Consider the following 21178-nt stretch of genomic DNA (forward strand, 5'->3'; position numbering starts at 1 on the left):
GGCGCATACCGCAACGTCACTCGGCGGGCTTGCGTCCCATCAGCTCGAACGGGCCGCCCTTCTTCAGCGCGGCCTGGTATGCCGGACGCGCCTCAATGCGCGCGAGAAACGCGCGCAGGCGCGGATAGCTCTCCAGCCCGCCGCCGCGTGCGGCGGCGGCCTGTACCGGGAAGCTCATCTGGATGTCGGCTGCAGTGAAACGCTCACCGGCAAACCATTCGCTTGCCTGCAGCGACTGCTCCATCCAGTCCAGATGCAGTTTGAGCTGCGGACCGACGAAGCCGGACATGGCCTTGTCCACGATGGCACGTGCGATCGGCTTGGCGAAGAACGGCATCGGCGCACTGCGAATCCGCCCGAAGATCAGCGTCATCAGCAGCGGCGGCATTGCCGAGCCTTCGGCGTAATGCATCCAGTAACGGAACTTCAGACGCTCCGGCGACTCCAGCGGACGCGGCGGCGGCGACAGCGCGCATTCGGTGTCGTAGCGTTCGGTCAGGAACTCCAGGATCGCGCCGGACTCGGCCACGGTCAGCTCGCCGTCGACAACCACCGGCGACTTGCCGAGCGGATGGATGGCACGCAATGCCGCCGGCGCCAGCATGGTCTTGGGATCGCGCTCGTGCCGCACGATCTGGTATGGCAGCGCCAGTTCCTCCAGCAGCCACAGCACGCGCTGGGAACGGGAATTGTTGAGATGGTGGACAGTGATCATGGAAGAGGCTGCACGCGGAAAGCGCACATGCTACCGATTGGCGTGTCGTCGCTGCGCTCACCTGAGCGGGCCGAACCGCCCGCACTCTCTATTGCACTGATCAAACCGCGCCCAATAAAAAACGCCGGTCGCTTGCGCGACCGGCGTTTTTGGCAACCTTACGGTTGCAGACGGATTAGACCGCCTGCACCTGGTCAGCCTGCATGCCCTTCTGGCCCTGCACGGCGACGAAGGTCACTTTCTGGCCTTCCTGCAGCGACTTGAAGCCGGTGCCCTGGATGGCACGGAAGTGCACGAACAGGTCCGGGCCGCTTTCCGGGGTGATGAAGCCGAAGCCCTTGGCATCGTTGAACCACTTCACGGTACCGCTCTGACGATCTGACATTTACAAACTCCTGAACTATAGATGGATAAATCGCAGCGTCCGAAAAGCCGGAGCTGAGACTGAGTTGCAGGCGTTGGTAAAGCGGAACGATGAAGCGAGATCTGTAACGATCCGGCTGCATCAGGCCACGATTCACGGTGACCCTTGCAAACACAGTGCGTGCACAGTACTCGCGTTCCCAGCAAAAAGCGACACCTTGCGTCAAATTTTTTACTGTCAGGCCGAATCCGACCACCTGTCAGGCCCCTTCCCTCTCGATTTCAACACATGAATACGCCTCCCCTGCCGTCCCGCCCGCATATCTGGGTCGATGCCGATGCCTGCCCGGCAGTCATCCGCGACATCCTTTTCCGCGCCGCCGCACGTACCGGCACCGCGGTGACGCTGGTCGCCAATCATTTCCTGCCCACCCCTCGCCTGGCCCACGTGCGTGCGCTGCAGGTACCTGGAGGCGCGGACGCGGCAGACGACGCCATCGCCGCACGGGTGGCCGCAGGCGACCTGGTCGTCACCCAGGACATTCCGCTGGCCGCTCGCATACTGGAGGCGGGAGCGGCCGCCGTCAGCCCGCGTGGCGAGCCGTTTACCCGCGACAGCATCAACGAGCGCCTGTCGGTCCGCGGCTTTCTGGAGGAACTGCGCGGCGCCGGCGTGGTCACCGGTGGGCCGGCGGCCCTGCACCCGCGCGACCGCCAGGCATTTGCCGCCCAGCTGGACCGCTGGCTGGCCGAGATGGCGCGGCGCTGACCGCAACACGCCGGCATTGCAACGGGGGCGTATCATAAGTGCCCTTTGCAACCGGCATCCTGATGGCCCTTACCGCCACCGTCCGCAGGGCGGAACTCCAGATCAGCGACATGGACCGTGGCTACTACGCCAACCATTCGTTGACCCTGGCCCAGCACCCCTCCGAAACCGACGAGCGCCTGATGGTGCGGCTGCTGGCGTTCGCGCTGTTCGCCGACGACCGCCTGGAATTCGGCCGCGGCCTCAGCAACGAGGACGAACCCGACCTGTGGCGGCGCGACTACACCGGCGACCCGGACCTGTGGATCGACCTCGGCCAGCCGGACGAAAGCCGGGTGCGCAAGGCCTGCAATCGGTCGCGCGAGGCGGTGGTGATCGGCTATGGCGGCCAGGCCACCGAAACCTGGTGGAAGAAGCAGGCCAACGCGCTTAGCCGCCAGCGCAACCTGCGCGTGATCGAGCTGGACTCGCAGGCCACCGAAGCGCTGGGCGCGCTGATCCAGCGCGGCATGCGCTTCGACGTGATCATCCAGGACGGCGAGGTGCAGATGCTTGCCGACCACGGCAGCGTCACCCTGACCCCGATGGTGCGGCAAGCTCCGGCCGAATGAACATGCGTTGCGACGTGCTGGTCATCGGTGCCGGCGCGGCCGGACTGATGAGCGCCTTCACTGCAGGCCGGCGCGGCCGTCAGGTGCTGGTGATCGACCATGCCAACAAGGTCGGCAAGAAGATCCTGATGTCCGGTGGCGGCCGCTGCAACTTCACCAATACCGGCACCACGCCGGGCAACTTCCTCTCGGCCAACCGCCACTTCTGCAAGTCCGCCCTCGCCCGCTACAGCCCGCTGGATTTCGTGGAGATGGTCGAGCGCCACGGCATCGCCTATCACGAGAAAGAACTGGGCCAGCTGTTCTGCGACATCTCGTCCAAGCAGATCGTGCGCATGCTGCTGGACGAGTGCGACGCGGCGGGCGTGCAGGTGCGTACCGACTGCAAGGTGCAATCGGTGCAGCGCGGCAGCGACGGCTTCAGCGTGGAGACCAGCCAGGGACGCGTGCAGGCGCAGTCGCTGATCGTGGCGACCGGCGGGCTGTCGATTCCGAGCATGGGCGCCAGCGGCTTCGGCTATGCGCTGGCCCAGCAGTTCGGCCACACGCTGTTGCCGACGCGTGCCGGGCTGGTGCCGCTGACCCTGAGCGGCAAGCACCAGGAACGGCTGCAGGACCTGTCCGGGCTGGCGCTACCGGTCCAGGCGCAGTGCAACGGGGTCAGCTTCCGCAACTTCATGCTGGTCACTCACCGCGGCGTCAGCGGCCCGGCCATCCTGCAGATCTCCTCGTACTGGCAGCCCGGCGACGACCTGCACCTGGACCTGCTGCCCGGCCAGGATGCGGCGGCGTGGCTGCGCGACCAGAAAAATCAGCGTGGCGCCACCGAACTGCGCAACGTGCTGGCCGACGTGCTGCCGCGGCGGTTCGCCCAGCGCCTGTGCGAGGTGTGGTTGCCGGACAAGCCGGTCCGCCAGCTCGACCCGCCCCAGTTGCAGGCCGCAGCCGACCTGCTGGCCGCCTTCCCGCTGATCGCCAGTGGAACCGAAGGCTATCGCACCGCTGAAGTAACGCTGGGAGGTGTCGATACCAACCAGGTCTCCAGTGCGAGCATGGAGTCGCGCCTGGTGGCCGGCCTGTACTTCGTCGGCGAGGTACTGGATGTGACCGGCTGGTTGGGCGGCTACAACTTTCAGTGGGCATGGGCGTCCGGCCATGCCGCCGGGAGCGTGGCCTGATGTCAGCTTCGACACATGGAAACGTGGCCTGAGTCTCACCCCGGATGCGGCCTTGTCCACAGACATGGACGCAGCCGAGTTCCTTCGTGTATTAAAGCCCGTCGCTAGGGAAACGCGCATGCAAAAAGGCAAAGATCTCACCCTCCGCCTGATGATCGTCGACGACAGCGTCGAAAGCGCGGAGGCGATCGTGACCGCGCTGCGCAACGGCGGCATCGCAGTGCGTCCGTCGCGGCCACAGACACCGGAAGAGCTCGCCAGCATGCTGTCGGGGCAGATCGACCTGGCCCTGCACGGGCAGGCGCTGCAGATCCCGATGAGCGCGTTGCAGCAGCAGATCGCCGGCAGCGGCAAGGATATTCCGATCATCCTGCTGGCCGAGCGGATCGAGGAAAACGCGCTGGTCGAGGCCGCGGCACATGGCATTCGCGCCATCGTGCTGCGTCATCGCCCCGAACACCTGCTGGCGCTGGTGCGCTCGGAATGGGCCGACCTGCAGGCACGCCGTGGCCTGCGTCGCATCGAGGCACAGATGCGCGAAACCGAGCGGCGTTGCGACGCCCTGATCGCCTCCTCGCGCGACCCGATCGCCTACGTGCACGAAGGCATGCACATCCGCGCCAACGAGGCGTATCTGGACATGTTCGGCTTCGAGTCGTTCGACGATGTCGAGGGCGTGTCGCTGCTGGACATGATCGCCGCCCAGTACGTCGACGATTTCAAGCAGCTGCTCAAGGCCATGTCCAAGGGCGAGCCGCCGCCGGCGCAGTACAAGGTCGACGCGCGCCGGCTCGAAGGCGACACCTTCCCGGCGACGATGGAGTTCGCCACCGCGACCTACGAAGGCGAGCCGTGCATCCAGGTGGTGTTCCGCCGTCGCGAGGAATTCGACCCGGAGCTGGCGCGCGAGGTCGAGGACCTGCGCCAGCGCGACCAGGTCACCGGCCTGCTCAACCGCCCCACCTTCATGGTGGCGCTGGAACAGGCGGTGGCGCGCGCCGGCCGCAGCGAAGGCCAGTCCGGCTTCCTGCTGATCGAGCCCGACCACTACGCGCGCCTGCTGCCCGAGATCGGCCTGGATTCGGCCGACGCGCTGATCGCCGCGCTGGCCGCACATGTGGCCAGCGTGAGCGACGACAGCGTGGTCGCCGCGCGTTTCGGCGAGCACAGCTTTGCATTGTTGATGGACGGCAATTACGCGCGCACGCATGCACTGGCGGAGCTGGTACGTGACGCCTTTGCGCAGCACGTCTTCAGCATCGGCGCGCGTTCGGCCACGGTGACGGTGAGCATCGGCGGGGTGCAGATCGGCGAGAAGATCGCCAGCATCGGCCAGGTGCTCAACCGCGGCACCGAGGCGGTGCGCACCACCGCCGAGCTCGGCGGCAATGCGGTCAGCATCTACGACCCGGCAGCAGCCGACCGGGCCGAAGAGGAACGCATCGAGCGCTGGGTGCAGCAACTGCGCGAGGCGCTGGTCGGCGACGGCTTCCTGCTGCATTACCAGCCGGTGCTCAACCTGCAGGGCGAGCCGCTGGAGCTGTACCAGGCCTTCCTGCGGCTGGAGCGCAACGGCGAGATGATGTCGCCGAACGCCTTCATGGCGATCGCCGAAGAACACGATCTGATCACCGAGATCGACCGCTGGGTGGTGGCGCGCGCAATCCGCCAGCTCGGCGAGCGGCAACGTGCAGGACACAGGACGCACCTGCTGGTACGCATCGGGCCCAACTCGTTCTCCGATCCGCAGATGATCGACATCATCCGCGAGCAGCTGGCCGTGTACGGCGTGCCGGGTGAACGGCTGTGGCTGCAGACGCCGGAATCGAAGGTGTTCACCCATCTGCGCAATGCCCAGCAGTTCCTGGCGGCGGTGTCGGCGATGGGCTGCAAGGTCGGGCTGGAACAGTTCGGCTCGGGCCTGGACTCGTTCCAGCTGCTGGCGCATTTCCAGCCGGCCTTCCTCAAGCTCGATCGCGGCATCACCGGCGAAGTGGCCTCGGCGCGCGAAAGCCAGGAGAAGATCCGCGAGATCACCTCGCGCGCGCAGCCAGCCGGCATCCTCACCGTGGCCGAGTTCGTGGCCGATGCGCAGTCGATGAGCACCTTCTTCAGCGCCGGGGTGGACTATGTGCAAGGCGATTTCGTCGCCCCGACCGGGCCGTTGATGAACTACGAGTTCGGCTGAGACCTGCAGCCGTAGCGCATCATTGCCGCCGCGCTCCAGCCAACAAAAAACCCGCAGGACGCGGGTTTTTTGTTGGCTGGCAGGCATCGGTTGGCGCTACCGTCTTACATCGCCGCACCGTTGGCGGCGCGCAGCGCGGCGATACGCTCGGCCAGCGGCGGGTGGCTCAGAAACAGCCGGCGCAGCCCATCGCCACCACCGCCGGAAATGCCGAACGCCTGCACCTGCGAAGGCAGGCTGTTCTGGCCGTGGTTGAGCGACAGGCGCTCCAACGCGGCGATCATCTTGCCGCGGCCCGCCAGTTGCGCGCCACCGGCATCGGCACGGAATTCGCGGCGCCGCGAGAACCACATCGCGATCATCGTCGCGAACAGGCCGAACACCATCTCCAGCACGAACACGATGATGTAGTAGGCAAAGCCTCGGCCACCGTCGCGGTTGCCCGACATGGCGCTGTCGATGACGCCGCCGACCACGCGCGCCAGCACGATCACGAAGGTATTGAGCACGCCCTGCAACAAGGCCATGGTGACCATGTCGCCATTGGCGACATGCGCGATTTCATGGCCCAGCACCGCCTCGGCCTCGTCCTGGCTCATGTTCTGCAGCAGCCCGGTGGACACCGCCACCAGCGCGTTGTTGCGGTTGGCGCCGGTGGCGAAGGCATTGATCTCCGGGCCTTCATAGACCGCCACTTCCGGCATGCCGATGCCGGCCGCCTCGGCCTGGCGCCGCACCGTCGCCAGCAGCCAGCGCTCGGTCGGCGTGCGCGGCTCGCTGATCACCTGCGCGCCGGTGCTGCGCTTGGCCATGAACTTGGACAGCAGCAACGAGATGAACGAGCCGCCGAACCCGAACACGGCCGCCATCACCAGCAGGCCGCTCATCTGCGCAGGATTGACGCCCAGCACCGACATCACGATGCCGGCCAGCATCAGCACCGCAAAATTGGTCAGCAGGAACAGGAAAATGCGGTTGAACATGGTGCGACGACTCCACGCGAGCAGGATGGACTGCAGCGGATCTGCGGTCGTCAGCGCTTGAAATCAAGCGATCACCTGACCGACGATTCAGCCGATCATGCCATCTCTCCCCTACCGCGGCCGCTTCGCACCCTCCCCGACCGGCCCGTTGCACTTCGGCTCCCTGCTGGCGGCGTTCGGCAGCTGGCTGCTCGCGCGGCATGCCGGCGGTCAGTGGTGTGTGCGCATCGAAGACATCGATCCGCCGCGTGCCGAACCCGGCGCCTACGCGCGCCAGCTGCGCACGCTTGCCGCCTTCGGCCTGCACTCGGACCTGCCGGTGCTGTATCAATCCGAGCGCCACGCGCAGTACGAGGCTGCCGTCACCACCTTGCTGGAGGCGGGACTGGCGTTCGAATGCAGCTGCAGCCGGGCCGACCTTGCCGGCATGGGCGGCATCCACCACGCCTGCGTGGCGCCGCTGAGCGCTCGCCGTGCGGTGCGCCTGCGGGTGCCGCCACAGCCGCCGGTCGGCTTCGACGACGCGCTGCAGGGCCACGTGGTGCAGGACGTGCATGCCGAGGTCGGCGACGTGGTGCTGCGCCGCGCCGATGGCTACTGGGCGTACCAGCTGGCGGTGGTGGTCGACGATGCCGCGCAGGCCATCACCGATGTCGTGCGCGGCGCCGACCTGCTCGACTCCACCCCGCGCCAGTTGTTGCTGCAGCGCGCGCTGGGCCTGCCGCAACCGCGTTATCTGCACCTGCCGCTGATCCTGGATCACACCGGCCGCAAGCTGTCCAAGTCGCACGCTGCGCCTGCGCTGGACGACGCCGATCCGCAACCGGCCCTGCACGCCGCCTGGGCCGTGCTGGGACAGCAGCCGGCAGCCTTGCCGCGCCGGGCGGCGCTGGACACCTTGCTGCAGCATGCGGCGCAGCATTTTTCGCCACAGCGCTTGCCCCGGCACCTGCATCTGGACGCGGACGGACGCGCATCACAGCCCCGGCGTGACTAGAATTGCGCCCCAGCACCGGCGTCGGGCCAGGCAGCGCGCCTGTGTCCTGCCCGCCCCCAGTCTTACCTGTCCATTGGAGTCGTCATGACATCTCGCGTCGTATTAGTCACCGGCGGCACCGGCGGTATCGGCACTGCCATCTGCAAGCGCCTGGCCGACCAGGGCCACCGGGTGGCCAGCAACTTCCGCAATGCCGAAAAGGCCCAGGCGTGGCAGCAGCGCATGCAGACCCAGGGCTACGACATCGCCCTGTTCCGCGGCGATGTGGCGTCCTCCGAACATGCGCGCAGCCTGGTGGAGGACGTCCAGGCAGCGCTGGGGCCGATCGAAATACTGGTCAACAACGCCGGCATCACCCGCGACACCACCTTCCATCGCATGACTGCCGAACAATGGCATGACGTCATCAACACCAATCTCAACTCGGTGTTCAACGTCACCCGCCCGGTGATCGAAGGCATGCGCCAGCGCGGCTGGGGACGGGTGATCCAGATCAGTTCGATCAATGGCCTGAAGGGCCAGTACGGGCAGGCCAATTACGCGGCCGCCAAGGCCGGCATGCACGGCTTCACCATTTCGCTGGCACGCGAAAATGCCGCGTTCGGGGTGACCGTCAATACCGTGTCGCCGGGGTATGTGGCCACCGACATGGTGATGGCAGTCCCGGAAGAGGTGCGCGCCAAGATCGTTGCCGACATCCCCACCGGCCGCCTGGGCCGGCCGGAAGAAATCGCCTATGCGGTGGCATTCCTGGTCGCGGAAGAGGCCGCCTGGATCACCGGCTCCAACCTGGATATCAACGGCGGCCACCACATGGGCTGGTGAGCTTTGCTGCAACTTTGCGATGCAGCATAAAAACCCTTGAAAATCATGCTGCGCAACATTTTTTAGATGTCTACTTAAGAAAATAAGGCCTTGTGGCGGTTGCAAGGGCTGCTGCGGTGCGCCATCCTGCGCGCACTATCGTTGTGAGTGAACGTTCCATGGCCGGACTTCGCATCATCAAGAAGTATCCCAATCGCCGTCTCTACGACACGGAAATTTCCAGCTACATCACCATCGAGGATGTGCGTCAGCTCATCATCGACGGCGAAGAATTCGAGGTACGCGACGCCAAGAGCGGCGAAGACCTCAGCCGCGCGGTCTTGCTGCAGATCATTGCCGACCGTGAACAGGACGGCGAGCCGATGCTGTCGACCCAGTTGCTGAGTCAGATCATCCGTTTCTACGGCGACTCGCTGCAGGGCTTCATGGGCAACTACCTGGAACGCAGCATGCAGGTGTTCCTGGATCAGCAGCAGCAGTTCCGCCAACAGATGGGCAACCTGCTCGGGCAGACCCCGTGGGCGATGATGAACCAGCTGACCGAGCGCAACCTGGAGTTGTGGCAGGAATTCCAGCGCAACTTCGGCGCCGGCTTCGGCCGTCCGGGCGGCCCTGGTACGCCGCCGCCGCCGGGTGCCAGCGGCATGGGCAGCGGCCCGATGGGCACCGGCACGCACGGCACGGCCGGTAGCGCCGGCACCACCGGCAAGGCCCGTAACCGCGGGTAAGACAGGCGCAGCGCCTGGGGCGTGAGCCGCTCCACGGCGCAGCCAATCAGCGGCCGGCCTGCTCCGCGCAGGCCGAGCAGATCCGCTCCACGTGGTAGCCACGCGCGCGCAGACGCTCCACCACGCCATCGCTTCCCAGCAGGTGCAACGCACCGACCACCACCAGCGTGGTCCCGCTGCCCTTACCCAGCGGCTGCTCCAGCCGCGGCACCCAGCGCGCATTACGCTCGACATTGATGTCCTGGTACAGCGCCGGGTAGTGCTGCCGCATTTCTTCGGCCATCTGCGTGGACAGGGTGCGCACATCGCCACTGCGCCAGGCCGCATGCAGCTGACGCAGCTGATCGTTGGCGCCGGCATCGTCCAGCGATTCCTCCAGCAGTTGATGCTGTTCGGTGGGCGACATGCCATCGAGCAAGGCAATCTGCTCTTCGGCACGCTCCAGCCCATCGGCTGGTTTGCCGCCCGCCTGTGCCTGCGCCATCAGGTACTGGTCCAGACCGGCGTTCGGGTCCATGCCTTGCCGGCTCATCTCCGCCAGACTGATCGTCAGCGCCACGAACCAGGGTTCCAGGGTCTGCAGGCTGTCCACCGGCATCCCGTGTTTGCGGGCGTAGGTGGTCAGCGCCTGCCAGGTCTTCGGATCCAGTGCGTCCTGCAGGCGACGCCCGTCGCTGCGCCGCGCCGCCTGCAGCATGCGGCCGGCCAGCTCGGGCGACTGCGCATCGGAGGGCGGCAGTTCGAACACCAGCCGGTCGGCCTTGGCGAAAGCCTGCATCACATCCGGCGACAACGGGTAATCACTGGGCTTGAGCACATGGAACGAACCCAGCAGATACAGCGTGCCGCCCTTGCCATCCACCTTCCACAACAGCGGTACCGGCGGACCGGCCGGCGCATCGTTGCCGGAACGCGCCCAGGTCGGCGCGGCCGCCCCGCTCCATAACGCCAGAGCGATCACCGCGCTGCTGCTCCAGGCTGCGAGCCGGGTGCGCATGCTTGCCTTCACCACGTTGGTCTCCACGTCAGTGCGGCACCTTGTAGGTCTTCTCGCCGGCCGACACCGCCAGGTCGATGCGGTTCTCCGGCGGCGGCAGCGGACAGGTCGCAAACGGAGTGAACGCGCACGGCGGGTTGTAGGCACGGTTGAAATCGACGACCACATGCCCGGAGGCGTCGGGCACGTCCAGGTCGAGAAAGCGCCCGGCCGGATAGCTGCCGTGCCCACTGGTGCGATCGGCGAACACCACGAACATCGGCCGCCCGGGTTCGCCAATGGTCTCCAGCCGATACGCCTTGCCATCGCGCTCGAAGGTGATTGCCCCGGCGTTGGGCTGTTCGCTGCTGATGCCGACGATGTCCACGATCGGAATGGTCTTGCCGACATCGTTGGGCACATAGCGCGCGCTGATGCGCCAGGACGGATCGACCGGCCAGTAATCCAGCCCGGCAAAGTGGCTGCGCGATGGCGCGTCGGCATGCTTGACCCGCAGCGCATTGCGGTCGCCACGATGGATCAGGCTCAACACGCCCTTGCCGCCATCGAAATGGATGAAGGTCGGCTGCGGGTCGCGATCGGACTGGAAGCGGATCCGGCCGGTCAGCGGCTTGCCGTCGACGGTCAATGCTGCGCCGCGCTCGGGCACGAACCAGACCGTGTCGGCCTCGGTCGCGACCATGCCCATCTTGGGTGGCCCGACCGCCAGCCTGATGCCGCTGTCGGCGCTGCTGCCGATGTAATGCGCCTTCAACGACAGCCAGTGCAGGCCGACCAGGCTGGTCCAGCCATCGGGCGCGCGCAACTCGGTCAGGCGCGCTTCGCGCCAGGCAGCGTTGTCGGCCAGAAAGACCTTGTCGAGTGCGGCCGGTGCTGCCGGTGGCGGTGCATCCTTGCCGCAGCCGGCCAGCGCCGCACACACCAGCATGCCGAGCAGCCAGTGGTTCCCCTTGTGCAATACAGCCATCAGCGCCCCCTCAGGAACCAGCGATCGATTTCGCCCAGCGTAAACCGTGCCCAGGTCGGTCGGCCATGATTGCATTGGCCCGAGCGCTCGGTGACTTCCATATCGCGCAGCAGTGCGTTCATTTCCGGCACGGTGAGGCGCCGGTTCGCGCGCACCGCGCCATGGCACGCCATGGTGGAGAGCAGTTCGTCGCGCGCACTGGCAATGCGCCGGCTCTGGCCATGCTCGCGCAGATCGCCGAGCACATCGCGCAACAACGCCTCCGGGTCGGCATTGGCAAGCAGCGCGGGAATGCTGCGCACATGCAGCGACTGCGGGCCGGCGCGGGTGATCTCGAAGCCCAGGCTGGCCAGCGTGTCGGCCTCGCGCTCGGCGGTGTCGGCCTCGCGCTCGCCCACCGCCAGCGTCATCGGCACCAGCAGCGGTTGTGCGTGCAGGCCGATGCTGTCGTGCGCGTTCTTCAGCCGCTCGTAGCCGATGCGTTCGTGCGCGGCATGCATGTCCACCACGATCAGGCCTTCGGCGTTCTCGGCCAGGATGTAGATGCCGTGCAACTGCGCGACGGCATACCCCAGCGGCGGCACGCCACTGTCCGCGGCAGTCGCCGGCAGGCCCATCCCGCTGCCCTCCGGCAAGGCGGCAGACTGCTGCTGCGCGCCACTGGACGGCGGCGCATACAGCGCGCTGTAGGCCGCACGCGCCTCGTCCACGCGCAGGCCCAGCGGGGTCTGCGATGGCGTCCACTGACCATAGCCGGCACCGCCGCCACCGCCTCCGTAGTTTGGTCGGTCGAGCATGCCGCCCGGCGCCGCAACCGTGTCGCTGGCGCCGTCCGTGCCGATGCTGTTGGGCATCGCACCGGCGCGCGTATGCGCCAGCGCGTCCTGCAAGGTGCGGTAGACGAAGTCGTGGATCAGCCGCGCCTCACGGAAACGAACCTCGTGCTTGGCCGGATGCACGTTGACGTCCACGCGCGCCGGATCCAGTTCCAGGAACAGCACGTAGGCCGGCTGGCGCCCATGGAACAGCACATCGCCATAGGCCATCTTGACCGCGTGCGCGACGCTGCGATCGCGCACCGAGCGGCCATTGACGTAGAGATACTGCTGGTCGGTACTGGCGCGCGAGTAATGCGGCTGCGCGACCCAGCCATGCAGCCGCAGGCCAGCGCCACTGTGATCGACGCGCAAGGCCTGCCGCGCGAAATCCTCGCCCAGGGTTTCGCCCAGCCGCGCATCCGAATACAGATCGCCCGGCTTGTAGCGACGCGAGGGTTTGCCGTTGTGCGAGACCCGCAATTCCACATCCGGGCGCGCCAGCGCGAGTGAGCGCAGCCATTCTTCGATATGCCCCAGCTCGGTGCGCTCGGCACGCAGGAACTTGCGTCGCGCCGGCACGTTGAAGAACAGCTCGCGCACTTCGACCGTGGTGCCGGGCGCGTGCGCGCGTGGCATCACCTCGCTCAGGCGCCCGCCATCGATCTCCAGTGCGGAGCCATGTTCGGCATCGTGGCGGCGCGAGATCAGCGTGAAACGGCTGACCGAGGCGATCGACGGCAGGGCTTCGCCGCGGAATCCGAGCGTGGCCACGGTTTCCAGATCGTCCAGCGATGCGATCTTGCTGGTGGCATGCCGCGACACCGCCAGCGGCAGTTCGTCGGGGGCGATGCCGCCACCGTTGTCGCGGATGCGGATCAGCCGCACACCGCCCTCTTCCAGCTCGATATCCACGCGGGTGGCGCCGGCATCGAGTGCGTTTTCGACCAATTCCTTGACCACGGACGCAGGCCGCTCGACGACTTCGCCGGCGGCAATCTGGTTGATCAGGATCTCGGGGAGCTGACGGATCGCCATCAGCACAGGCGCTCGCGCTGGACGCAGACTGCGGAGCGCATCGGGGGTATAACAGGCAAGACAGACGTCGGCACGGCAATCCGGCGGCGCGCAGGCGCCGTCATCAAGGAATCAGTGCGGAATGATAGCCGAGCGGCTCAGCGGCTGCCGCCGGCCACGGTGCCGACACCGGCATCGGCTTCGGCCTGCGCGCGTGCGGCAAACAGGGTGCCCGGCGGCGGCTGGCGGGTGAAGAAGGTATCGATGCCATCCAGCACGGCCGAGGCGATCTTGCGCTGGTAGGCCGGGTCGATCAGCCGGCGCTCTTCGTCCGGATTGGAAATGAAGGCGGTTTCCACCAGCATTGCCGGCATGTCGGAGGTACGCAGCACCGCAAAGTTGGCGCGTTCCAGCTGCGGCTTGTGATTGTTGCCGATCCGCTTGAGACCGCCGAGCACATGCCCTGCCGCATCTTCGGAGGCCTTCATGTGGCCGCTCTGCGCCAGGTCCAGCAACACATTGGCCAGCGTGCTTTCGGTCTGCTGCAGACGCACCCCGCCGACCAGGTCGGCGGCATTTTCCTTGTCGGCCAGCCAGCGCGCGCGCTGCGAGGAGGCGCCCTTGGTCGACAGTACATAAACCGAGGAGCCAGTCGCACTGCGGTTTTCGGCAGCGTCGGCGTGTATGGAGATGAAGATGTCGGCCTTGGCGGCGCGTGCCTTCTGCGCGCGCATCGGCAGCGGAATGAACACGTCGGTATCGCGCGTCAGGTAGGCCTTCATGCCGGGCGTGGCATTGATCTGGCGCGCCAGTTCGCGGCCGACTGCCAGGGTGACGTCTTTTTCGCGCTTGCCAGTGGGGCCCATGGCGCCAGGATCCTGGCCGCCGTGTCCCGGATCGATGGCCACGATCAGCGGCCGCATGCCCGGTGCCATCTTGATCCGCGAGGCCTCGCTGGGCAGCACCGGACGCGGCGGCAGTTCATCGCTGTCCGCCGAGGCCATACTGCCGGCAGCCGCATTCGGCATGGCGGCCATGGCATTGGCGGATGCAGCACCCAGCGGCGCGTTGCCGCCATTCAGGATCGCAGCTGGCGATGCGGCGTTGCCTGGCAGCGCCGAGGCCGGCGAGGCACCGGCGACGCGGTTCGGGGTAGTGCTGGCGGTGCTGGCTGGCGCGGCCGTGCTGGTCGTCACCGCGGTCGTGGCGGTGCCTGGACGCGGTGTCGGCACGCCGGTGGCGACCGTGGTCGGTACCGGTGCCGGGGTGACGCTGGGCATGGCCGAGGCAGGCACATACGGTGCGGGCGCCGGAGCAGGCGGCACCACCGACGCACGCTGCGCGGACGCCGCCAACGCAGCGGTTGCACGGGCGGCTTCGGATTGCGCATTGGCCGGACGAGGCGGCGGCAGCGCGGCAGGCGCGGCGGTGGTGGCCACCGTGCCGGCAGCCGGCGGATCGCCCGGCCACTCGATCACCAGGGTGGATGCACTACCCAGCGTCTGCATCTGCGGCTTCAACGGGGTCACCGGCGTTGCCAGCTCGAATACCACTCGAAAGGTGCCCGGCACCGGTTGACCGGTACGCACCGACGTCACCAGGCCGGCAGCCGGCGGCAGCTTGAGGCCACGCACACCCGAGGAATCAGGAAAGTCCACCACCAGCCGATTGGGGTTGGCCAGCGACAGCGTCTTGAATCCGCCGCTACCGGCGAGCTGGATCTCCGCACGCGTGCCGGTGGCACCGGTGCTGACGCCCACGCCCTTGATTTCGCCGGCCCACGCAGCAAAAACCGCCAGGCTGAGGCTGGCGGTCACGGTGGAAACACAGAACTGGCGGAACCCCGGTGTCATGGCGCTGGATTCAATCACCCAAACGTGGGAATTGCAAGGTGATTTCCCTTAATAATCCACAACCTGGCGTTCATTCTTCCTGTGAGCTGGCACAAAGGGACTGCAACTGAGGCAAGTCCGACAGCCGCCTCAGCCAGTCGCGGCCGGTTTCGCTGCGGCCCAGCAGCGTCACGCTGCGCCCCTCGCCGTCGACCGCCAGTTCCACGTCCAGATCCACGGGCGGCAATGCACCAGCGCCACGTTCCGGCCATTCGACCAGCCACAGGCTGGCGCTGCCTTCGTCGAGCCCAAGAAAATCCAGTTCCCCGGCCTGCCCGATGCGGTACAGATCCAGGTGCCAGGCCTCGTCGCCAGTGCCGAGCGGATAGCGCTCGACCAGCGTGTAGGTGGGGCTGCGAATCGGCCCGGTGACGCCGAGTGCGCGCAGCAGGGCGCGCGCCAGCGTGGACTTGCCTGCGCCGAGATCGCCGTGCAGTTGCACCATCGCGCGGGTGGGCCGCACCGCGGCCAGGGCCTGCCCCAGGGTTTCGGTGGCCTGCGCATCGACCAAGTGTGCGCTGAGTGGGCTCATGCAATGGCTCCGGCATTGGCGAGGCGGCGCAGTTCGGGCAGCAGATCGGTGGGCAACAGGCCGCGCTCGCCCTCGCGCGCCGCCGCATCGCCGGCACAGGCATGCAACAAGGCGCCCAGACTGGCGGCATCGAAGGGCGACCAGCCCTGGGCCAGCAAGGCTGCGATCACGCCGGTCAGCAGGTCGCCCATGCCGCCGACCGCCATGCCCGGATTGCCGGCATCGATGATGCGCGGCACTGCGTGCGGCGCTGCAATCACGCTGCCAGCGCCCTTGAGCACCACCACTGCATCGAAACGTTTGGCCAATACGTCTGCGGCAGCCAGCCGATCCTGCTGAACCTGCCTGGTCGACATCCCCAGCAGCCGGCCGGCCTCGCCGGGATGCGGGGTCAACACGCGCGGGCCGCGCGCCGGCACCGGGTTGGCGGCCAGCAGATTCAGGCCATCTGCATCGATGACCACGGCGCTGTCCGAGGCCAGCACCGCGCGCCACAACTGCTGCGCCCAGGCGTCCTGCCCCAGGCCCGGACCCAGCGCGACCACGTCGGCGGCGTCAGCCAACGCGGCGATGTCGTCTTCGGCCTGCACAGAACGCACCATCGCTTCCGGGCAGCGCGCCAGCAGCGGCGCGACGTGCTCGGCGCGGGTGGCGACCTGCACCAGCCCTGCCCCGCTGCGCAGGGCCGCTTCGGCGGTGAGCATGATCGCGCCGCCGCTGCCGAGGTTGCCGCCGACACACAGCACGCGACCGGACTCGCCCTTGTGCGTATTGCGTCGCCGCGGGCGCAACTGCGGGGCCAGGGCGTCGATGTCCCAGCTGTGCGCGGCCGGCGCCAGGCCGTCGAATGCGGTATCCGGCACGTCCAGCGACGCGGTTGCGCGCGTGCCGGCATGCTCCAGCGCATCACCGGTATGGAGCCCCAGGTGCGGCACGATGAACTGCAAGGTGGCCTGCGCGCGCACCGCGGCACCGAAGGCCACGCCATGATCGGCATCGATGCCGCTGGGCACATCCAGCGCAAGCACCGGCACACCGGCGGCGTTGATGGCGTCGATCAAGGCGGTGGTCTCGGCGTCGGGCGCGCGGTTGAGGCCGATGCCGAACAGCGCATCGACGATCACGTCGGCTTGCGCCAGCGGCGAGGGAAACAACTCGATCGCACCGCCCACGCCCAGATAGTCGGTACAGGCGCGTTGCGCCAGCGACGAGGCCGGGCCGTGCTCGGCAAGATGCACCACCTGCACTTGGCGCCCGGCTCGCTGCGCCAGGCGTGCCAGCACATAGCCATCGCCGCCGTTGTTGCCGGTGCCGCAGACCACCACGATGCGGCGCGCCTGCGGCCAGCGTTCCAGCAGATGCTGCCAGGCGGCCTGCCCGGCGCGCTGCATCAAGATGTAGCCGTCGCCGCCGAGCAGCGTGGCGGCCTGCGTGTCCAGCCTGCGCGCGGCGGCGGTGTCGTAAAGATCGAGCGGTGCGTACATGCCGGGAATTCTATACTTGTCGCCATGTCTGCCGTCCTTGCCCGCCCCGACCCCACCGACGCTGCCGCGCGCATCCGTGCGCTCGCGCGCGAGGCCGGCTTCCAACGCTGCGGCATCACCGGCATCGAGCTCGGCGAAGACGAGGCGCATCTGCGCAGCTGGCTGGAAGAAGGCCTGTACGGGACCATGCACTGGATGGCCCAGCACGGCGACAAGCGTTCGCGCCCGCAGGAGCTGGTGCCGGGCACCTTGCGCGTGCTGTCGGTCGGCATGGACTACGGCCGCAAGGACGACACTGAGGCCTGGAACACCTTGCACGACGGCCGCCGCGCCTACGTGGCGCGCTACGCCCTGGGGCGCGATTACCACAAGCTGATGCGCAACCGGCTGCAGAAACTGGCCGAGCGTATCCAGGGCGAAGTCGGCGCGTTCGGCTATCGGGTCTTCGTGGATTCGGCACCGGTGCTGGAGCGCGCACTGGCGCGCAATGCCGGGCTGGGCTGGATCGGCAAACACACCTGCCTGATCGATCGCAATGGCGGCTCGTGGTTCTTCCTGGGCGAGATCTACCTCGACCTGCCCTTGCCCATCGATACCCCGGCCACCGCGCATTGCGGCACCTGCACGCGGTGCATCGACGTCTGCCCGACCCAGGCCATCATCGCCCCGTACCGGCTGGATGCGCGCCGCTGCATCGCCTATCTCACCATCGAACACGAGGGCGCGATTCCCGAGCAGATGCGCAAGCCGATCGGCAACCGCATCTTCGGTTGCGACGACTGCCAACTGGTCTGCCCCTGGAACAAGTTCGCCCAGCGCACCGACGAAGCCGATTTCCGCGCCCGCAACGAGCTGGATGTGGCAACGCTGCCGCAGCTGTTCGCCTGGGACGAAGACGAGTTCCTGCGCCGCACCGAAGGCAGCCCGATCCGTCGCAGCGGCCATCAACGCTGGCTGCGCAACATCGCGGTCGGCCTGGGCAATGCGCCCGGCACGCCGGAGGTGTTGGCGGCACTGGAAGCGCGCCGCCACGACGCCTCGGAGCTGGTACGCGAACACGTGGGCTGGGCGCTGGCGCAACACGGCTTGTGAGGTCTCGCCCGATGCGCTCACGCATGCGCATCGCCGCTGCGGGATAATGCGGCGATGGCCGACCGCAACGAACAGATCCTCACCCCCAGCCAGCTCAACACGCTGGCACGCGACCTGCTGGAAGGCAGCTTCCCGCTGGTCTGGGTGGAGGCAGAGCTGAGCAGCGTCACGCGCCCGTCCTCGGGCCATCTGTACTTCACGCTCAAGGACGCGCGCGCGCAGATCCGTTGCGCGATGTTCAAGCCCAAGAGCACCTGGCTGAAGTTCCAGCCGCGCGAAGGGCTGCGCGTGCTCGCGCGCGGACGTCTCACGCTGTACGAAGCGCGCGGCGACTACCAGCTGGTACTCGACCACATGGAAGAGGCCGGCGAAGGCGCCCTGCGCCGGGCTTTCGACGAACTGCGTGCACGCCTGGCCGCCGAGGGCCTGTTCGATGCCGAGCGCAAGCAGCCGTTGCCGGCACATGTGCGACGGCTGGGAGTGATCACCTCGCCCAGCGGTGCGGCGGTGCGCGACGTACTCAGCGTCCTGGCGCGCCGCTTTCCATTGTTGGAAGTGGACCTGCTGCCCTCGCTGGTGCAGGGCGACAGCGCCGCGGCGCAGATCACCTCGTTGCTGCAGCGCGCCGATGCCTCCGGGCGCTACGACGTCATTCTGATCACCCGCGGCGGCGGCTCGCTGGAAGACCTGTGGGCCTTCAACGACGAACGCCTGGCCCGCGCGATTGCCGCCGCGCACACGCCGGTGGTGTCGGCGGTCGGGCACGAGACCGACTTCAGCCTCAGCGATTTCGTGGCCGACGTGCGCGCGCCCACGCCCTCGGTGGCGGCAGAACTGCTGGTGCCCGATCAGCGCGAGCTGGTCGCGCGCGTGCGGCGTGCGCATGCCCGCATGGCCCAGCTGCAACAGCACGCGCTGGGCAATGCGATGCAGCGTGCCGACCGGCTCGCCCTGCGCCTGCGTGCGCACAGCCCGCAGGCGCGGCTGCAGTTGCTGCAACGCCGGCAGCAGGACGCCGGCCGCCAGCTGCGCGCGCGCATGACCCAGGTGCTGGAGCGTCTGCAGGCACGCCTGCAACGGACGCAGGCGCGCCTGCACGCGCATAACCCTCAACGCGATCTGGCCACGCTGCAGCAACGACTGCGCGCACTGCATCCGCAGGCAGCGATGCAGCGGCGCCTGCAGCATGACCAACTGCGGCTGCGCAGCCTGGCACGCTCGCTGGAAGCGGTCAGCCCGCTCGCCACCGTCGCGCGTGGCTATGCCATCGTGACCCGTCCCGCCGATGGCAGCGTGGTGCGCAGCGCCGCCGAGGTCGGCGCCGGCGAGCGCCTGCGTGCGCAGCTGGCCGATGGCAGCATCGAAGTGCGGGTCGAGCCAGGCAACGAGGACTGAGGGCGGCAACCACGCGTGCTGCCTGGTTGCCGCGGGCGATCAGCAAGCGCACACGCATCGCAGTGCCGCGATGACGATGAGTTCCAGGGCGGTCGCCCGAGCAGAGCCGTGGATTGGCACAGAGGGCGCGCCTGGGCGGCGCTATCCACTTCGCCCAGGCGGGCCAAGCCTGGATCAACCCTTCAACCCGCCGCAGACCGCTCCGCGTGCAGATCAGAGGGCATCACCGGCTCTCAAACCATGAACGGGCGTCTGCGCCGCCTGCCGCCAGCCCCGCAGCAGCAGCCCGGCCAGCACCACCGGATCGTGGTCGAAGTGATGCCCGCCCGGACGCGCCACCACCTGCACGCCACGCGCGCGCAATTCCGGGCACAACGTGTCCTTTTCCTGATCGCCATAGATGCATTGCAGGCGATGCGCATCCAGCGACTGGATCGCCGGCTCCACATCGCGCTCGGCATCGTTATGCCAGCCCAGCCAGCCACCGACACGCACCTTGAAATCGGCCTGATGGGCAAGGCCGAGCAGGCTGACAAACTGCACCGATGCGCGCTGCTGCGGCGACAGCTCGGGATAGGCAAACGGCAGCACATCGGCGCCGAACGAGTAGCCCACCAGCGCGACGTGGTGGATATGCCAACGCTGCTGATAGGTCGCGATCACCCGATCCAGGTCCGCCCCGACCTGCTGCGGCGTGCGGCTGGCCCAGAAGTAGCGCAGGCTGTTCCAGCCCACCACCGAAACGCCTTGCTGCTGCAATTGCGCGGCAATGCCCTTATCCAGTTCGCGCCAGCCGCCGTCGCCGGACAGCATGACCACCATGCGGTCGCTGCCGGGCGCATGCAGTTCTACCAGTGGCAGATCGCCCACGCCCTGCGCCTGGGCCGTCAGGAAATGGCCCCGGGTGGCCGCAGCGATCTGCAGGGGGCTGGCAGCGTCGACCAGGTCGTCGAGGAAGCCTTGATTGGCATCGGGCACGTCGCGCGAGCAGGCCAGGCCGCCATCGCCGGCGTCGCCATCGGCGACAACCGCGCCGCCCAGCACGTCGGGCGCGGCCGAGGCCAGCGCCTGCCGCGCCAGCACCGCGCCATCGCCCTGCCCCACCAGCACCGGCGGCAGGAACGCGTCGACATGCTCGGCGCGCAGCAACTTCTTGCCCAATCGTTCGGCATCGTCGGCCAGGGAGCTGCAGGCTGCGTGATGCGCGCGCACCCGTTCGCGATAGCTGGCGGTATCGACCACCGCGACCAGCGCGCCGTCGTTGCTCAGCATCTCCGCAAGCCGCTGGCCGTCCTGCGCATGGCCGCTGTCGGGCAACAGCACCACCATGGCCTTCGGCGTGCCTTCCGGACGCAGCACCTCCACCGAGCGGTAATGCCCGGCGGTATTTCCGTCCTGCAGATGCCGCGCCACGGCGTAGCCGCTACCGCCAATCAGCAGTACCGCGATGACCCAACGAAACACCTTGATTCCCCAGCCCATCACCGCAATCCTCGCAAGCGCTGGCGCTTGGACCGCGGCCGAGGCGGCCGGTTCCATGGCGATCGCCAGCAGCGTTCGCTGCGGTTAAGCCTGCGCGCCCGGGCTTGCGGCGGGACCAACCGAGAAAGTGTTCAGGTCGTCGCGAACG

At 67.7% G+C, this 21178-nt stretch carries 19 protein-coding genes; 9 read left to right on the top strand and 10 right to left on the bottom strand.

The genetic code is table 11. The annotated features are described in order from the left end of the window. Positions 1-16: 16 nt before the first annotated feature. Both ABQY64_RS12150 and ABQY64_RS12155 read right to left on the bottom strand, forming a co-directional pair. A complete protein-coding gene (locus tag ABQY64_RS12150; RefSeq protein WP_024939303.1) occupies positions 17-715 on the bottom strand; it encodes a glutathione S-transferase in 699 nt (232 codons plus the stop codon). A 175-nt stretch (positions 716-890) separates the two neighbouring features. Next, entirely contained in the window at positions 891-1100 is a 210-nt protein-coding gene (locus ABQY64_RS12155; protein ID WP_006451993.1) for a cold-shock protein, read from the bottom strand. 267 nt (positions 1101-1367) lie between these two features. Here ABQY64_RS12155 and ABQY64_RS12160 point away from each other — a divergent pair, with 267 nt between their 5' ends. The 4 genes from ABQY64_RS12160 (at position 1368) to ABQY64_RS12175 (ending at position 5824) form a co-directional block, all read left to right on the top strand. Next, positions 1368-1847, top strand: coding sequence for a YaiI/YqxD family protein (locus ABQY64_RS12160; protein WP_047125231.1), 480 nt, complete (start codon positions 1368-1370; stop codon positions 1845-1847). A gap of 62 nt (positions 1848-1909) precedes the next feature. Then, a complete protein-coding gene (locus ABQY64_RS12165; RefSeq protein ID WP_024939301.1) occupies positions 1910-2458 on the top strand; it encodes a YaeQ family protein in 549 nt (182 codons plus the stop codon). Beyond that, positions 2455-3636 carry an NAD(P)/FAD-dependent oxidoreductase gene (locus tag ABQY64_RS12170; RefSeq protein ID WP_349779349.1) on the top strand — a complete coding sequence of 394 codons (1182 nt, stop codon included), beginning with the start codon at positions 2455-2457 and terminating at the stop codon, positions 3634-3636. The genes ABQY64_RS12165 and ABQY64_RS12170 overlap by 4 nt, the downstream gene beginning before the upstream one ends. A 118-nt stretch (positions 3637-3754) precedes the next feature. Next, positions 3755-5824, top strand: coding sequence for an EAL domain-containing protein (locus ABQY64_RS12175; RefSeq protein ID WP_039526904.1), 2070 nt, complete (start codon positions 3755-3757; stop codon positions 5822-5824). Between the two features lie 104 nt (positions 5825-5928). On the opposite strand, the gene htpX is transcribed toward ABQY64_RS12175, so the two are convergent. After that, a complete protein-coding gene (gene htpX, locus ABQY64_RS12180; RefSeq protein WP_349779348.1) occupies positions 5929-6807 on the bottom strand; it encodes a protease HtpX in 879 nt (292 codons plus the stop codon). A gap of 97 nt (positions 6808-6904) precedes the next feature. Between htpX and gluQRS the strand changes: the two genes are divergently transcribed. The 3 genes from gluQRS (at position 6905) to phaR (ending at position 9357) form a co-directional block, all read left to right on the top strand. Beyond that, on the top strand, positions 6905-7804 hold the full coding sequence (gene gluQRS, locus ABQY64_RS12185; RefSeq protein WP_349779347.1) for a tRNA glutamyl-Q(34) synthetase GluQRS: 900 nt from the start codon (positions 6905-6907) through the stop codon (positions 7802-7804). Positions 7805-7888: 84 nt separating this feature from the next. Next, positions 7889-8629, top strand: coding sequence for a beta-ketoacyl-ACP reductase (locus ABQY64_RS12190; protein WP_024939297.1), 741 nt, complete (start codon positions 7889-7891; stop codon positions 8627-8629). Positions 8630-8787: 158 nt separating this feature from the next. Further along, complete coding sequence (gene phaR, locus ABQY64_RS12195) at positions 8788-9357, top strand: polyhydroxyalkanoate synthesis repressor PhaR (RefSeq protein ID WP_039521933.1); 570 nt, start codon at positions 8788-8790, stop codon at positions 9355-9357. Between the two features lie 46 nt (positions 9358-9403). On the opposite strand, the gene ABQY64_RS12200 is transcribed toward phaR, so the two are convergent. The 6 genes from ABQY64_RS12200 to ABQY64_RS12225 all read right to left on the bottom strand — a co-directional run bounded on the left by ABQY64_RS12200 (position 9404) and on the right by ABQY64_RS12225 (position 17061). Next, positions 9404-10354: a TraB/GumN family protein gene (locus tag ABQY64_RS12200; RefSeq protein WP_349779346.1), complete on the bottom strand. Its 951-nt coding sequence runs from the start codon at positions 10352-10354 to the stop codon at positions 9404-9406. A gap of 28 nt (positions 10355-10382) precedes the next feature. Then, a complete protein-coding gene (locus ABQY64_RS12205) occupies positions 10383-11321 on the bottom strand; it encodes a DUF1684 domain-containing protein (protein ID WP_349779345.1) in 939 nt (312 codons plus the stop codon). Next, positions 11321-13174, bottom strand: a complete 1854-nt coding sequence (gene mutL, locus ABQY64_RS12210) for a DNA mismatch repair endonuclease MutL (protein ID WP_349779344.1) — start codon at positions 13172-13174, stop codon at positions 11321-11323. Before mutL ends, ABQY64_RS12205 begins: the two co-directional genes overlap by 1 nt. Positions 13175-13311: 137 nt before the next feature. After that, positions 13312-15006 carry an N-acetylmuramoyl-L-alanine amidase gene (locus tag ABQY64_RS12215; protein WP_349779343.1) on the bottom strand — a complete coding sequence of 565 codons (1695 nt, stop codon included), beginning with the start codon at positions 15004-15006 and terminating at the stop codon, positions 13312-13314. Between the two features lie 70 nt (positions 15007-15076). After that, positions 15077-15577 carry a tRNA (adenosine(37)-N6)-threonylcarbamoyltransferase complex ATPase subunit type 1 TsaE gene (gene tsaE, locus ABQY64_RS12220; RefSeq protein WP_104574821.1) on the bottom strand — a complete coding sequence of 167 codons (501 nt, stop codon included), beginning with the start codon at positions 15575-15577 and terminating at the stop codon, positions 15077-15079. After that, positions 15574-17061, bottom strand: coding sequence for an NAD(P)H-hydrate dehydratase (locus ABQY64_RS12225; protein WP_349779342.1), 1488 nt, complete (start codon positions 17059-17061; stop codon positions 15574-15576). Before ABQY64_RS12225 ends, tsaE begins: the two co-directional genes overlap by 4 nt. Positions 17062-17085: 24 nt before the next feature. On the opposite strand from ABQY64_RS12225, the gene queG reads away from it, so the two are divergent. Together queG and xseA are read left to right on the top strand one after the other, a co-directional pair. Continuing rightward, on the top strand, positions 17086-18153 hold the full coding sequence (queG, locus tag ABQY64_RS12230) for a tRNA epoxyqueuosine(34) reductase QueG (protein WP_047124330.1): 1068 nt from the start codon (positions 17086-17088) through the stop codon (positions 18151-18153). A gap of 54 nt (positions 18154-18207) precedes the next feature. Further along, complete coding sequence (gene xseA / locus ABQY64_RS12235; RefSeq protein ID WP_104573464.1) at positions 18208-19548, top strand: exodeoxyribonuclease VII large subunit; 1341 nt, start codon at positions 18208-18210, stop codon at positions 19546-19548. A 213-nt stretch (positions 19549-19761) separates the two neighbouring features. Here the strand turns inward: xseA and ABQY64_RS12240 are convergent, their stop codons facing one another. Beyond that, positions 19762-21030: a virulence factor family protein gene (locus ABQY64_RS12240; protein ID WP_104573774.1), complete on the bottom strand. Its 1269-nt coding sequence runs from the start codon at positions 21028-21030 to the stop codon at positions 19762-19764. Between the last annotated feature and the right edge of the window lie 148 nt (positions 21031-21178).

This window comes from Xanthomonas sp. WHRI 7065 (assembly GCF_040203115.2).
In the GTDB taxonomy this organism is placed as follows: Bacteria; Pseudomonadota; Gammaproteobacteria; order Xanthomonadales; family Xanthomonadaceae; genus Xanthomonas; species Xanthomonas arboricola.